Origin of the sequence: Sphingomonas sp. Leaf343 (assembly GCF_001423765.1) — a bacterium.
Classification (GTDB): Bacteria; Pseudomonadota; Alphaproteobacteria; order Sphingomonadales; family Sphingomonadaceae; genus Sphingomonas.
On the sequence record NZ_LMPG01000013.1, the window covers coordinates 197,396 to 211,370 of the forward strand.

The window sequence follows — 13,975 nt, forward strand, 5'->3', positions numbered from 1 at the left end:
TTACCGGAATGAACACAGGAGCGGCAGATGGCCACGACGACAGCGACCAGCGGCACCAGTGCCACCGCCACGCTCGCCACCTCGCTGGGTGTCGGCACCGGCGTCGATACCAAGGCGCTCGTCGCCAGTCTGGTGCAGGCGCAGTTCGCCGCCAAGACCGCGCAGATGACCAGCAAGGGCGACACGCTGACGTCGCAGATCAGCAGCATCGCCAAGCTGAAGAGCGCGGTCAGCGGTTTCGACAGCGCGCTGAAATCGCTGGTGAAGGGCGGCACGCTGGCGACCACGCCGCAAAGCTCCAACCCCAGCGTCCTGACCGCGACGACAAAGACCGGCGGCGCGGTGTCGCCGAAACTGTCCGCGACCATCACCGTGGAGACGCTGGCGCAGGCGCAGGCCGCGACCACCGATACTCCGGTCGCCGCGACGAAGGGATTCAAGGGCGGCACGCTGACCGTCGCGATCGGCAATTACAACGGCACCGGCACGCTGACGGCGGCGAAGACGGTGCCGATCACCGTCGCCGACGGCGCGACATTGGGCGATATCGCGCAGCAGATCACGAAGCAGACCGGCCTTCAGACGCAACTGGTCAACGACGGCAACGGCGTCCGCCTGACGATCAAGGGCGCGTCGGGGGCGGATCAGGCGTTCGAGATTGCCGTGGACCAGACCGGCGGGAACGCCGATCAGGCCGAACTGACGACGCTGGCGGTAGGTCCGGCCACGGGCGGCCTGTCGGGCGGTGCGACCGTCGGCACCGCGGCGAAGAACTCGGTCGTGGTCATGGATGGTGCGCGGTACAGCCGGTCGAGCAACGCGATCGACGACCTGATCGACGGCGTGAAGCTGAACCTCGTCTCCACCTCGCCGTCAGCCGTGACGCTGGGCTCCACGGCGCCCGGCACCGCGATCAGCCAGGGACTGAGCGACTTCGTCGAAACCTTCAACCAGTTGCTGACGATGGTGAAGGAAGAAACCAACATCAACACCGGCTCGCTGAAGAGCGACGGCAGCGCGATCGACATCAAGCGTTCGCTGGCCGTGCTGACGACGACGACGCTGGCGAACTCAACGACGGGCGGGCCGCAGACGCTGGCCGACATCGGCGTGTCGACCAGTCGGGACGGCAGCCTGAGCGTCGACACCGCCAGGCTGAACAAGATGATGGCCAACGACCCTGCGGGCGTGGAGGCGCTGTTCCGGGACGGGGCCGGGCCCAGTGGCGGCGGCCTGTCGGCGGCGTTCTCCGCGGTGGCGACGCGCCTGACCAACAAGACCGCCGGCCTCGATGCGTCGGCCGCCCGCTATGCCAAGGCGCAGACCGATCTGACCACGGCGAAGTCGAAGATCACCGATCAGTCGACCGCCGCATCGGATCGCCTGACCAAACAATATGCCGCGATGGATGCGCGCGTCGCCGCCTACAAGGCGACGCAGGCGTTCATGACCAACCAGATCGCCGCCTGGAACAAGAGCAGCTGACATGGCCTATGCTTCCACCCTCCTCCGCGACCCCTGGTCCACCTATCGCGAGATCGACGCCGCCGGCCGCACCGCGCAGGCGGCGACCGGCCCGGCGCTGGTGCAACTCCTCTACAGCGAACTGGTCGCCGCGCTTCGCGCCGCCGCCTATGCCGCCGAGCAGCGCCAGTACCGCGTGAAGAGCGATCGCGTCACGCGCGCCACCGCGATCCTGTTCGCGCTGGAGTCCGGACTGGATTTCGAAAAGGGCGGCGAGGTGTCGAAGACCTTGGCCCGCATGTATGCCGGCGCGCGCCGCACCATCGTAAACGCCTCGATCGGCGAGGACCCCGCACCGTTCCGGTCGACCGCCGATACGCTCGACGAGATCGCAACGGCATGGCGCACGGCGTCGGGCGGGTAATCAGCCCTTCGGCGTCGATGCGTCTGCCTTGACGATCTGCGCGCCGGAGCGACGGCAATCCGCACCGATCATCGGATAGGGTACGTCGGTGTTCCGGGCGAGCTGGTCGGGCAGTGCGGCGCGGCACTGGGCCATTGTCGCATAGCGGGCCGGAACGATGCGCGCCTCGGTACACTCGGTGTTACCGTCACCGCAGCCGAGGATCGCCATCACGAAGAACATCGGAGTCATACAAGCGTCTCCCATCCTGCCCTATCCAACCGTCGATGCGGCGAACGGGTTCCGTCGGTCGCCGGGCCGCGCTTGACAGGGCGATGAAGACGCCGGGTGTTGCGCGCAGGCTCCGGGTGCACGACATGGGGCATCAATGCCGCCATCTTTCCCGACCGCCGGTCCCGACCAGCCGCTGATCCCCACGCTCCGCCGGTTCCTGCCCTATCTGTGGCCGGCGGGGGAGCCGATGCTGCGCGCGCGGATCGTGGCGGCGATGCTGCTCGTCGTCTGCTCCAAGCTGGTGCAGGTGTTCGGCGCCGCCTACACGCTGAAATACGCGGTCGACCGCATGGCGGTGGGCGACCGCGGACTGGCGACGATCGTCATCCTGCTGGTGATCGCCTATGCTGCGTCCCGCTTCTCGACGACCCTGTTCGACAATCTGCGCAACGCGGTGTTCGAGCGCGTCGGGCAGGACGCGACGCGACGGCTGGCGGCGGATGTGTTCCGCCATCTGCACGCGCTGTCGCTGCGCTTCCACCTCGAACGGCGGACCGGCGCGGTGACCAAGGTGGTCGAGCGCGGGACGAAAAGCATCGATACGATGCTGTACTTCATCCTGTTCAACATCGCGCCGACGATTCTCGAACTGGCGCTGGTGCTCGGGATCTTCTGGCACAGTTTCGGGCCGTGGCTGGTCGCCGCCACCGTCGCGATGGTCGCGATCTACATCTGGTTCACGCGCAAGGTCACCGACTGGCGCAATGCGCTGCGCACGCAGATGAACGACCTCGACACCGGCGCGGTCGCGCATGCGGTCGACTCGCTGCTGAATTTCGAGACGGTGAAGTATTTCGGCGCTGAGGAGCGCGAGGCCCGCCGCTACGAGCGTGCCGTCGACGCCTATGCCAGGGCCGCGACCAAGTCCGAGAACTCGCTGGCATGGCTCAACATCGGTCAGGCGCTCATCACCAACCTGATGCTCGGCGGCGGCATGGCCTATGTCGCCTGGGGCTGGAGCCGGGGCGCGTTCTCGGCGGGCGACGTGGTGTTCGTATCGACGCTGCTGGCGCAGCTGTTCCGCCCCCTCGACCTGCTCGGCATGGTGTATCGCACGATCCGTCAGGGCGTGATCGACATGGCGAGCATGTTCGCGCTGGTCGATACGCCCGCCGACGTGACCGACGCCCCCGGTGCAACGCCGCTGAACGTGGCGCGCGGGCACGTCCGGTTCGAGGGGGTCGGCTTCGGCTATGACAAGGGCCGCCCGATCCTCGACGGCCTCGACATCGACGTCCCCGCCGGCACGACGCTGGCGGTGGTCGGCCCGTCCGGCGCGGGCAAGTCGACGCTCGCCCGGCTCCTGTACCGGTTCTACGATGTCGGCGCGGGCCGGATCACGATCGACGGACAGGATATCGCCACTGTAACTCAGGCGTCCCTGCGCGCCGCGATCGGGATCGTGCCGCAGGACACCGTGCTGTTCAACGACACGATCGGCTACAACATCGCCTATGGCCGCGAGGGTGCCGGCCCGGACGAGGTCGCGCGCGCCGCCGAGGGTGCGGCGATCGCCGGCTTCATCGAACGCCAGCCTGACGGCTACGACACGCGGGTCGGCGAACGCGGGCTGAAGCTGTCGGGCGGCGAAAAACAGCGTGTGGCGATTGCCCGCACCCTGCTGAAGAACCCGCCGATCCTGATCCTCGACGAGGCGACCAGCGCGCTTGACAGCCGCACCGAGGCGGACATCCTCGCGACGCTGGAGGCGGTGGAGCGCGGCCGCACCACGATCGTCATCGCGCACCGCCTGTCGACCGTGGTCGACGCAGACCAGATCGCCGTGCTCGACCACGGCCGGGTGGCGGAGCGCGGCACCCATGCCGAACTGCTGAGGCGCGGCGGGCTGTACGCGGAGATGTGGACCCGCCAGGCCCGCGAACGCGATGAGGCACTGGCGGCGGAATAACCTGCTCCGAAACGGAGCAGGTTGGATTTGAGCGGCCCCGGACCGAACTTCATACCGGTCTCCCAAAGGGAGCAGGACATGAAGGTCAATCCGAAGGCGATCACCGGCAATTGGGACAAGGGTTTCGCGCTGGACAAGCACACATTGTCGAGCGTGTACCTGGGTGACGACGACAATGGGCACCCCCAGTTCGACACGACCCGGACGGAAATCGGGGAGGCGCTGTTCCAGCTTAAATACCGCGAAGGCTGGGGAAATATCGCATCGCTGGGTTCTGCGATGGCCAACGGTGCCAAAGCAGCTTTCGCCAAGATCGACCTGATCGTCCCGATGCCGGCCTCGACCGTCCGTGCCCGTCAACCCGTTACGGAACTCGCGATCGAAGTGGCCAGGCAACTCGGTCGCCCGGTCGACCTCGGCCTGTTGCAGAAGGGATCGACGCCACAGCTCAAGAACCTCAACACGCGCGAAGAGAAGGATGCGGTCCTGGCCGGCGTCTTCTCCATCCACGACGCGGGGATGAGCGCCGGGCCGTCCGACATCCTGTTGGTCGACGATCTGATCCATACCGGAGCATCGCTCCACGCGGCTTGCGCAGCCTTGAGGAAGTCTGGAAAGGTCGGCAGGATCTATGTGGCGGCGATCAGCTGGAGATGACGATGTTGCGAAGCCAGACCGTGTTCATCGCCGGATCGATCGCCATCAGCCGCCTTCAACCCGCGGTCTGCGAACGGATCGCCAGTGTGGTCGAGCGTGACATGGCCGTCGTCGTCGGAGACGCCGACGGAGCCGATACGGCGATCCAGCGCGTGCTCGCGGATCATGAGGCCCGCTCGGTCACCGTATATTGCAGCGGCGACGAACCGCGGAACAACGTCGGAGGCTGGCCGGTCGAAAACATCTATCCGGATGCGCCGCCGGGCACGCGCCGCTGGTTCACCGCCAAGGACATCGCGATGGCAGAGGCCGCGGATTATGGCCTGATGATCTGGGACTCGCGCAGCACAGGCACCCTGACGAACGTGATCGAACTCCTCGGCCAGACCAAGACGTCCGTCGTCTTCGTGAACAAGGCCAGCGAGTTCCTGACCATATCCGATCTGGACGGGCTGGATCGACTGGTGGCCGTGATGTCCATATCGGCTCGTGAGAAGGCGGAACAGAAGATGCGCCTGAGCGAGCGCATCGGCGCGCTCCGTCATCGTCAGGGTGCGCTGGCGTTCTGAAGGCGCCGGATCGGATCGGCAGTTTAACCCACCAGATCGCGGTATCCCGGATGTTTGCGGATGAAGTCGGCGACGAAGGGACATTGCGGCAAGACCTTCAGCCCGCGGTCGCGGGCGCTATCGAGCGCGACGCGGATCAGACGGCTGCCGACGCCGCGCCCCTCGATCGCCGGCGGTACGACGGTGTGGGTGAAGACGATCTCGTCGCCATAGAGCTGATAGGCGGCGACGGCGCGCTCGCCGTCCACCTCCAGCGTGAATTCCTGCTCGGCCCGGTTGTCGCGTACTTCGTTCATCCAGGCTAGATGCCCCTCGCCCGCATGCCATTCAACCCGTCCTGGCAAAGCGCCGGGGAGGCCGACCGCAAACCTCGACCCGGCGGGCCGGCGTCGCTACATGCGCCGACGACGATGCTCGATCCCCTCCCCATTCTCAGCAAGGTTTTCGGTTTCCCCGCGTTTCGCGGCGTCCAGGCGGATGTGGTGGAGCGCGTGCTGGATGGCGAGCGGACGCTGGCGGTCATGCCGACCGGTGCTGGCAAGTCGCTCTGCTACCAGTTGCCGTCCGTCATGCTGGAGGGGACGTGCGTCGTCGTGTCGCCGCTGATCGCGCTGATGCACGACCAGTTGCGCGCCGCGACCGCCGTCGGCATCCGCGCGGCGACGCTGACGTCGGTGGACGAGAACCGCGCCGAGACGATCGCCCGGCTGAAGGCGGGCGAGCTGGACCTTCTCTACGTCGCGCCGGAGCGGGCGTCGGGCACGCATTTCCGCGACCTGCTGATGCAGACGAAGCTGTCGCTGTTCGCGATCGACGAGGCGCATTGCGTCAGCGAATGGGGGCACGACTTCCGCCCGGACTATCGCCTGCTCGGTCCGTTGATGGAGGCGTTCCCGGAGGTGCCGCGGCTGGCGCTGACCGCGACCGCCGACGCACACACGCGGGCGGACATCGCCAGGCAGCTCGGCATTCCGACCGACGGGATGATCGTGTCCGGCTTCGACCGGCCGAATATCCGCTACAGCATCTCCGCCCGCGACACGATTTCGCGGCAGATCGCCGATCTGATCGCCGCCAATCCCGGCCCCGGCATCGTCTATGCCCAGACCCGCGCCGCGACCGAGAAGCTGGCGGAGCAACTGGCGCGGACCGGTCGGCCGACACGCGCCTATCATGCCGGCCTCGACCCGGCGATCCGCGCGCGCAACCAGGCGGATTTCGTCGCGAGCGAGGATATGGTGATCTGCGCCACGGTCGCATTCGGGATGGGGATCGACAAGCCGGACGTGCGCTTCGTCGCGCATGCCGGGCTGCCGAAATCGATCGAAGCCTATTATCAGGAAACCGGCCGCGCCGGGCGCGACGGCGATCCCTCGGTCGCGCACCTGTTCTGGGGGGCGGAGGATTTCGCCCGCGCCCGCCAGCGGATCGGCGAGGTCGAGCCGGAGCGTCAGGCGGGGGAGCGGACCCGCCTCGCCGCGCTGGGAGCGCTGGTCGAGACGGGGGGCTGTCGCCGCCGTATCCTGCTGAAGCATTTCGGCGAGAACCCGACCGAAGACTGCGGCAATTGCGACAATTGCCTCGGCTCCAGCGATGCGGTCGACGCGACGGAGACGGCACGCAAGTTCCTGTCGGCCGTGTTCCGCACGGGGCAGTTGTTCGGCGCGGGCTATGTCGAACAGGTGCTGCTGGGCCAGTCGACCGAGCGCAGCCTGACCAACGGGCACGAGGCGCTGTCGGTGTGGGGCATCGCGACGGCGGACGAGGCGGCGCTGGTCAAGCCGGTGGTGCGCGCGCTGCTGCTGCGCGACGCGCTGAGGACGAACGCGCATGGCGGGCTGGAATTCGGGCCGGGTGCGAAGCCGCTGCTGAAGGGTGAGGCGGCGCTGTCCGTCATCGTACCGCCCAAGCGCGAGCGGCGGCGGCGTGGCACGCCCGTCACGGCGAACGCGGCGGACAATCCCCTGTTCGAGGCGCTGCGCGCTTGCCGCCGGGATCTTGCGAAGGAGGCGGGGGTGCCGCCCTATGTCATCTTCCACGATTCGACGCTGCGCGACATGGCGGCGCAACGGCCGAACAGCCGGGCGGCGCTGTCGCTGCTGTCGGGGATCGGCGCGCGCAAGCTGGACGCGTACGGCGACGCCTTCCTGCAGGTGATCCGCGACGCGGGCTGAACGCACGCCCCCTCCGCCTGACGGGGAGGGGGACGCCGTTCCGGTTCTGGCTAGACCGACTTCATCTTTGCCGCGATCAGCACGGCGGCCTGATCGGACCGCATCGAGCGGATCGCCAGATAATCCTGCCCGGTGTAAAGCTCCGACACGATCCCGGCGACCAGATCGCATTCGTGCGTCACCGCATGCCGCGCCAGCACTTCGGCATAGAAGCTGCGGTTCTTGCCCTTCGTGCCCTTGACCGACTTGTAGATCGCCTTGCCCAGCCGATGAGCGCTGGTGCCCAACGACAGGCCCATCGTGCCCACGCCCTTCTTGTTCCGCTTCGCCTTCTTCTTGGCGATGATATAGGGCAGCACGGTGTTGAAGATCGCGTCGTGATCGTCCGACATCTGGTTGCCGAAGTCGCGCGTCTTGCAGTTGCAATGGTGCTTCATCGAGCCGCGCGCCTTCAGGTCCTCCAGCGCATCGATATGCGCGGCCGTCTTGAACAGCGATACCGCGGACGTGCCGATGCCGATCACCGACATGGCCCCGCCGGCGACCGCCAGTCCGATGCCGGCCGTACCGGCGCCGAGCGCGGCGGCACCGGCGACGCCGAACATCGTCAGGTGATGCGCCTGGCCCACGGCCGAGGTCGCCACCGACGCGCCCGCCATCACCTTCGACACATGCCCGTGCATGGCGCGGGAAGCCAGCGTGTTGCCACCGTCATATTTGAAGACGCTGTTCATCGCCGACCAGTTGCCGGACGGATTCATTTCGATCTCGTCGTCGTCGTCTTCCATGATGATTCCCCCTCCTGACAATCTACACCGCCCAAGCGCCAAAAGTTGCTTTCCGTCAATCCGGTAACCCGGTTCGCTCCGACATCTTCGTCCCGATCCGGTATTCGCCGGCGCGGGGTGCACGGTGCATTATCGTCGACGAAGGGCTGACGGGGGGCATCCGATGCGATAGGGCGCGGCCATGATCCGTCCGCTCAACGACAGTTTCGCCGTCGCTCCCCAGATCCGTCCCGAAGACGTCCCCGCGATCAAGGCCGCAGGCTATGTCGCGATCGTCAACAACCGGCCCGACGACGAGGAATCCGGTCAGCCCGCGGGCGACGCCCTGCGCGCGGCGGCGGAAGCGGCGGGCATGACCTATACCGCGATCCCGGTGACGGCGGCGGGCTTTTCCCACCCGCAACTGGATGCGATGGCGGCGGCGCTGACTGCGGCGGACGGTCCGGTGCTGGCCTATTGCCGGTCGGGCACGCGCAGTTGCAATCTGTGGGCGCTGGCCGCCGCGAAGGCGGGGCGCGACCCGGGTCTGCTGACCGCGCAGGCCGCCGGTGCGGGATATGATCTGGCAGGCATCCGGCCGATGCTCGACGCGCTGGCAGGTCCCGGACCGGAATGATCGCCGATATGGCGAACGGCGTGATGCCGGTCCAGATCGGGGTCGCGGCGGCGGTGCTGATCGCGCTGGCGGTCGGCGTGCTGCTGTTCGTACGATCCCGCCGCCCTGCCCGGATCGAAAGCCCGGAGGACGCCGCCGCCGCTTGCGAGGCGGCGTTGCAGGGCTTTGCGGTCACCGGCGCGGTCGTGGGGGCGGATGGTGGCGGCGCGCTGGCGGTCAGCGGCGACGGGCGCGTCGCGGCGGTCAAGCGACTGGGCCGCGGCCTCGTCGCGCGGGAGGTGATGTGGCGCACGGTCCGCTCCACCGCCGACGGCATCCTGGTCGAAACCGGCGATCGCCAGTTGGGCGAGGTCCGGCTGGCGGGCGTGAACGTCCTCGATATCCGGCGACTGGCGCCACGCCACATAGCGTTGTGACGGCAACGGCGTTAGGCCGGCACGTATGATAGCGCACAATGCCGTTCACTGGGTCAGCCGGCCCGGCCCGCACACCCTGCCCGGCCTGTGGCATCAGTTCATCGACTGGATCGGTGACGGTACCGGCCTGCCCGACACGATCCTGCACATCCACGCCGGCATGGCGGTGCTGATGCTGGCGCGGGTCGTCACGCGGCGGTCGCTGGGCAGTCTGGTGCCGCTGTCGGTGGTGATCGTCGCGGAGGCGTTCAACGAGATCATGGACCGGTTGCAGTTCGGATCGTGGCGCTGGCCCGATACGACGCTGGATATCGTCAACACGCTGCTGTGGCCGACGATCATCTGCCTGGGCGTCCGCTTTCGCCCGATGATCGCGCGGCGGCGGAACGGCGGCTGGGGCCGGTAGGACCGGGGCGCCGGGTCCGTCGCGCGACGGACCCGGCGGCAGGACGATCAGCCCTGCATGTCCTCCAGTTCGCGACCGCGCGTCTCGTTGACCATCGCGCGGACGAAGAAGAACGACACGGCGGCGAAGAACGCATAACCGAAATAGGTGACGGCCAGCCCCGGCGACACTGCCAGCGCCGGGAAGCTGACGGAGATCGCGGCGTTCGCGATCCACTGCGCGAAACCGGCCACCGCCAGCCCCGAACCGCGAATCTGGTTCGGGAACATCTCGCCCAGCATCACCCACATGACGGGGCCCCAGCTGGCGTTGAAGAAGATGACGTAGAGGTTCGCCGCGACCAGCGCGATGACGCCGTTATTGCCCGGCAGGCTGACCGCGCCCGCCGCATCGGTGACCGCGGTGGAGAATGCCCAGGCGACCACCGCCAGCGTCACCGCCATGCCGGCCGACCCGACCAGCAACAGCGGCTTGCGACCGATCCGGTCGACGGTCGCGATCGTGAACAGGCATGCGCCGATCGACAGCACGCCCGACAGGATGTTGATCTGGAGCGCGTTGTCCTCGGTGAAACCGACCGCCTCCCACAGCGTCGCGCCGTAGTAGAAGACGACGTTGATGCCGACGAGCTGCTGGAACACGGCCAGCCCGATGCCCGCCCACAGGATCGGGCGGATCTTGCCCGTGGTCTTGTCTACCAGATCGGACAGTTTGGGCTTGTGATGATCGGCGGCCAGCGAGCCGCGGATCTCGGCGACCTTGCGATCCGCCTCGTCCGATCCGAACAGCCGCGTCAGCACGGCGTGCGCGTCGGCATCGCGGCCCTTGGCGACCAGATAGCGCGGGCTTTCCGGGATGATGAGCAGTGCGAACAGATAGATCGCGGCCGGAATCGCCTGCAGCCAGAACATCCAGCGCCACGCCTCATACCCCAGCCAGAAGTCGGCGGTCGACCCGCCAGCGTAGCGCGCCAGCGCGAAGTTCGCGACGAACGCGCCGGTCAGGCCGGAGATAATCATCACCTGCTGCACCGACGACAGCCGGCCGCGGATCGACGCGGGTGTGACTTCGGAGATGTAGACGGGGGAGATGACGCTGGCCGCGCCGACGCCCAGACCGCCGATGATGCGTGCGAAGATGAAGATCGCGGAGCTGCTCGCGGCCCCTGCCAACAGCGCGCTGACGAGGAACAGGATCGCCGACATCATCATCACGCCGCGCCGGCCGATCCGGTCGGCCAGCCGCCCGGCGCCGAACGCGCCGATCGACGATCCGATCAGGATCGCGCCAACATTAACACCGATCCCCAGCTTGCCGAGATCGAACGCCGCCTCCAGCCCCTTCTGGGTGCCGTTGATGACGCCCGAGTCATACCCGAACATGAAGCCGCCGATCGTCGCCACCGCGACGATCGCGGCGATGAAGCCGATGTTTACGCGCTGGTCGCCCAGGTCCCTTGCCATCCCGTCCCGCTCCTGATGATGTTTTTTGCTTGTTCGTTCGTCGTCAGATCTTCGCCGGGGTCGCCGGCACGCCCGCCACCCCGGGGTCGAAGGTGAAGAGGTTGCCGGCCAGCGGCTGCTCCTTCAGCGCCGCCGCATCCAGCCCCTGTCGCGCCGTCGTCGCATAGGCGGTGCGCAGGCCGGGGCCGCCGAACGCCATCTTTGTGACGTTCGCGACCGGCAGCTTGATGCTGTGCACCAGCTTCCCCGCCGGGTCGTAGCGGCGCACGCCGTGTCCGCCATACAGGCCGACCCAGACATGATCCTCCGCATCGCATACCGACCCATCCGGATAGCCCGCGCCGTCCTCGATCGTGACGAACACCTCCGGCTTCAGCACGGTGCCGTCCGGGTCGACCGGCACGCGCCAGATCGTCCGGCCACCGGTGTCGGTATGGTACAGCGTCCGCGCATCAGCGGAGATCGCCGGCCCGTTGGTGATCGATACCGGCGGCAGGCCGGTGTCGAGGCAGACGCCGCCGGTGCAGCGATACAGCCGCCCGGTCGCCTTGCCCTCGCTATCGTCCATGCTGCCGAACCACAGCCGGCCCTTCGAATCCGTCGCCGCATCGTTCAGGCGGTTGTTCGGCATCGTCGGCTCGGGATCGTGGAGCAGCGTGAACCGCCCCGTCTCCGGATCGAAGCGGTGCAGCCCCGTCTTCACCCCGACGATCATGCCGCCACCCTCGGCCGGCAGGACCCAGCCGACCTGATCGGGGGCCTGCCAGTGGCGGCTCGCGCCCGTCTTCGGATCGAAGCGGTAGACGCGGTGCGCCTTGATATCGACGAACCACAATGCGCCCGCATCGGGAGTGCCGATCCACACCGGCCCCTCTCCCAGCGTGGCACCGACATTCAGGACCGATCGCACCATATCAACGCCACCCTGCATCGACGAAATAGTCGTGTCCGGTACACATACGCGCATCGTCGGACGCGAGGAACAGCGCCAGCGCGGCGATGTCGACCGGCTGGATACGCCCGTCGAGGCACTGGGCGGCGACGATCTCCGCCTCGCCCTCCGGCGTGTACCATTTCTCCTGACGCGGCGTCTGGACGTTGCCCGGCACGATCGTGGTGACGCGGATGTTGTCGCGGCCCAGATCGCGCGCCAGACTGCGCGTCAGACCCTCGATCGCGGCCTTCGCGGTCTGATAGAGGACGAGGTCGGGCAGGCCGAGATGCCAGCTGATCGACCCGAAATTGAGGATCGCGCCGCCGCCCGCCGCCTTCATCGCGGGCACCACCGCCTGCGCGGCGAAGAACAGATGGCGCAGGTTGGTCGCCATCCGCTCGTCCCAATAGGCGGGGGTGACCTCCTCGACGCTATGCCGGTCGTCGCGCGCGGCGTTATTGATGAGCACGTCGACGCCGCCGAGCCGGCCGGCGAACCCGTCCAGCGTCCTCTTCAGCGCATCGAGATCGCGCAGGTCGCAGGGCGCGAAGATCGCCCCGTCCAGCCGCGCCGCCAGCGCCTCGCCCGCCGCCTCGTCTATGTCGAGAAACGCGACCCGTGCGCCCTGCCCCGCGAACGCCTCGACCAGCCCCGCGCCGATCCCGGTCGCGCCGCCGGTGATGACGACGCGTTTGCCGTTCAGGCTGGGATAGATCGCACGGCTCATGCCAGCAGGCCCCGTTCGGCGAGGTTGCGATAGAAGGCGCCGATCCCGACCGTCCACGGCGCGGCATCGGCGGAGGTGACGACGCGATTCTCCAGCCGCCCGAGGCGGGTGCTGTCGATCGCGACCACGTCGCCGACCTTGTGCGTGAAACCGCGACCCGGCTCGTCGCGGTCCTGCACCGGCGCGAACAGCGTGCCCAGGAACAGCACGAAACCGTCGGGATATTGATGCTCGCTCAGCGTCTGCCTGACCAGTTCCAGCGGATCGCGGCTGATCTCCGCCATGTTGCTGCGCCCTTCGAGGACATAACCGTCCTCGCCCTCGATCCGCAGCCCGACCTCCGCCTGCCGGACATCGTCGATCGTGAAGCTGCCGTCGAAGATGCGGACCAGCGGCCCGAGCGCGCAGGACGCGTTATTGTCCTTGGCCTTGCCCAGCAGCAGCGCCGACCGCCCCTCGAAATCGCGCAGGTTCACGTCGTTGCCCAGCATCGCACCGACCGCGTTGCCGCGGCTGTCGACCAGCAACGCGATCTCCGGCTCCGGGTTGTTCCAGCCCGAATCGGAGCGGATACCGATTTCCGCGCCCGCACCGACCGTCGCCAGCACCGGCGCCTTGGTGAAGACCTCCGCATCGGGGCCGATCGCGACCTCCAGATATTGCGACCACAAGCCGTCCTCGATCAGCGCCGCCTTCAGCGCCGCCGCCTCGGAAGAGCCGGGCACGACGGAGCGGATCGATCCGCCCATGCTCTCTTCCAGCCGGGTGCGGATCGCCGCCGCCGCTGCCCAGTCGCCGCGCGCGCGCTCCTCGATGACGCGTTCCAGCGCCGATACCGCGAACGTGACGCCGCACGCCTTAACGCACTGGAGATCGACCGGGCTGAGCAGGTCGTGGACCGCCGGATCGAGGCGACCGAGCGAAATGCCGCCCGCACCGGAGAAGTCGCCGGCCTCGACCAGCGCCGATACCGTCGGCGCGACGCGCGCCATGTCGAACGCCTCGCCACCGCGCACGACGATCGGGCTGGGTCCGTCCGCAGTCTGGATACGACCGAGGAAAGTTCCCGTTTCCCAGTCCGCCGGCAGCATCGCCGCGGGCTCACGCTCGCCCATCATATCCCCTCCACTCGACTATCGTCGCTGATAGCGCTAC

General features: G+C 67.8%; 16 protein-coding genes. 9 read left to right on the forward strand and 7 right to left on the reverse strand.

What is annotated here, in order from left to right:
• Positions 1 to 27: 27 nt before the first annotated feature.
• Positions 28 to 1,485, forward strand: coding sequence for a flagellar filament capping protein FliD (fliD, locus tag ASG07_RS12110; RefSeq protein ID WP_055846681.1), 1,458 nt, complete (start codon positions 28 to 30; stop codon positions 1,483 to 1,485).
• A gap of 1 nt (position 1,486) precedes the next feature.
• Positions 1,487 to 1,888 (forward strand): flagellar export chaperone FliS, encoded by a 402-nt coding sequence (locus ASG07_RS12115; RefSeq protein ID WP_055846685.1) that lies wholly within the window; start codon positions 1,487 to 1,489, stop codon positions 1,886 to 1,888.
• On the opposite strand, the gene ASG07_RS12120 is transcribed toward ASG07_RS12115, so the two are convergent.
• On the reverse strand, positions 1,889 to 2,119 hold the full coding sequence (locus ASG07_RS12120) for a hypothetical protein (RefSeq protein ID WP_055846688.1): 231 nt from the start codon (positions 2,117 to 2,119) through the stop codon (positions 1,889 to 1,891).
• A gap of 136 nt (positions 2,120 to 2,255) precedes the next feature.
• On the opposite strand from ASG07_RS12120, the gene ASG07_RS12125 reads away from it, so the two are divergent.
• The 3 genes from ASG07_RS12125 to ASG07_RS12135 all read left to right on the forward strand — a co-directional run bounded on the left by ASG07_RS12125 (position 2,256) and on the right by ASG07_RS12135 (position 5,296).
• Positions 2,256 to 4,070, forward strand: coding sequence for an ABCB family ABC transporter ATP-binding protein/permease (locus tag ASG07_RS12125; protein ID WP_055846692.1), 1,815 nt, complete (start codon positions 2,256 to 2,258; stop codon positions 4,068 to 4,070).
• 78 nt (positions 4,071 to 4,148) lie between these two features.
• Positions 4,149 to 4,727 (forward strand): ComF family protein, encoded by a 579-nt coding sequence (locus tag ASG07_RS12130; protein ID WP_055846697.1) that lies wholly within the window; start codon positions 4,149 to 4,151, stop codon positions 4,725 to 4,727.
• A complete protein-coding gene (locus ASG07_RS12135) occupies positions 4,724 to 5,296 on the forward strand; it encodes a hypothetical protein (RefSeq protein WP_236694663.1) in 573 nt (190 codons plus the stop codon). The genes ASG07_RS12130 and ASG07_RS12135 overlap by 4 nt, the downstream gene beginning before the upstream one ends.
• 23 nt (positions 5,297 to 5,319) lie before the next feature.
• Here the strand turns inward: ASG07_RS12135 and ASG07_RS12140 are convergent, their stop codons facing one another.
• On the reverse strand, positions 5,320 to 5,592 hold the full coding sequence (locus tag ASG07_RS12140) for a GNAT family N-acetyltransferase (RefSeq protein WP_055846700.1): 273 nt from the start codon (positions 5,590 to 5,592) through the stop codon (positions 5,320 to 5,322).
• Positions 5,593 to 5,706: 114 nt separating this feature from the next.
• On the opposite strand from ASG07_RS12140, the gene recQ reads away from it, so the two are divergent.
• The gene (recQ, locus tag ASG07_RS12145) at positions 5,707 to 7,470 is read left to right on the forward strand and encodes a DNA helicase RecQ (protein WP_055847110.1); all 1,764 of its coding nucleotides are present in this window, start codon (positions 5,707 to 5,709) and stop codon (positions 7,468 to 7,470) included.
• 50 nt (positions 7,471 to 7,520) lie between these two features.
• Here the strand turns inward: recQ and ASG07_RS12150 are convergent, their stop codons facing one another.
• Positions 7,521 to 8,258, reverse strand: a complete 738-nt coding sequence (locus ASG07_RS12150) for a hypothetical protein (RefSeq protein ID WP_055846705.1) — start codon at positions 8,256 to 8,258, stop codon at positions 7,521 to 7,523.
• A gap of 181 nt (positions 8,259 to 8,439) precedes the next feature.
• On the opposite strand from ASG07_RS12150, the gene ASG07_RS12155 reads away from it, so the two are divergent.
• Genes ASG07_RS12155 through ASG07_RS12165 form a run of 3 tightly spaced genes read left to right on the forward strand, consistent with a single transcriptional unit; the run spans position 8,440 to position 9,696 of the window.
• The gene (locus ASG07_RS12155; protein WP_055846709.1) at positions 8,440 to 8,874 is read left to right on the forward strand and encodes a TIGR01244 family sulfur transferase; all 435 of its coding nucleotides are present in this window, start codon (positions 8,440 to 8,442) and stop codon (positions 8,872 to 8,874) included.
• Complete coding sequence (locus tag ASG07_RS12160) at positions 8,871 to 9,290, forward strand: hypothetical protein (protein ID WP_236694664.1); 420 nt, start codon at positions 8,871 to 8,873, stop codon at positions 9,288 to 9,290. Before ASG07_RS12155 ends, ASG07_RS12160 begins: the two co-directional genes overlap by 4 nt.
• Before the next feature lie 25 nt (positions 9,291 to 9,315).
• Complete coding sequence (locus ASG07_RS12165; protein WP_055846713.1) at positions 9,316 to 9,696, forward strand: hypothetical protein; 381 nt, start codon at positions 9,316 to 9,318, stop codon at positions 9,694 to 9,696.
• Between the two features lie 47 nt (positions 9,697 to 9,743).
• Here the strand turns inward: ASG07_RS12165 and ASG07_RS12170 are convergent, their stop codons facing one another.
• Genes ASG07_RS12170 through ASG07_RS12185 form a run of 4 tightly spaced genes read right to left on the reverse strand, consistent with a single transcriptional unit; the run spans position 9,744 to position 13,938 of the window.
• Positions 9,744 to 11,159, reverse strand: coding sequence for a sugar porter family MFS transporter (locus ASG07_RS12170; protein WP_055846716.1), 1,416 nt, complete (start codon positions 11,157 to 11,159; stop codon positions 9,744 to 9,746).
• Between the two features lie 43 nt (positions 11,160 to 11,202).
• Complete coding sequence (locus ASG07_RS12175) at positions 11,203 to 12,072, reverse strand: SMP-30/gluconolactonase/LRE family protein (protein ID WP_055846719.1); 870 nt, start codon at positions 12,070 to 12,072, stop codon at positions 11,203 to 11,205.
• Between the two features lies 1 nt (position 12,073).
• Positions 12,074 to 12,820 carry an SDR family NAD(P)-dependent oxidoreductase gene (locus tag ASG07_RS12180; protein WP_055846722.1) on the reverse strand — a complete coding sequence of 249 codons (747 nt, stop codon included), beginning with the start codon at positions 12,818 to 12,820 and terminating at the stop codon, positions 12,074 to 12,076.
• On the reverse strand, positions 12,817 to 13,938 hold the full coding sequence (locus ASG07_RS12185; RefSeq protein WP_055846725.1) for a fumarylacetoacetate hydrolase family protein: 1,122 nt from the start codon (positions 13,936 to 13,938) through the stop codon (positions 12,817 to 12,819). The genes ASG07_RS12180 and ASG07_RS12185 overlap by 4 nt, the downstream gene beginning before the upstream one ends.
• Positions 13,939 to 13,975 lie beyond the last annotated feature (37 nt).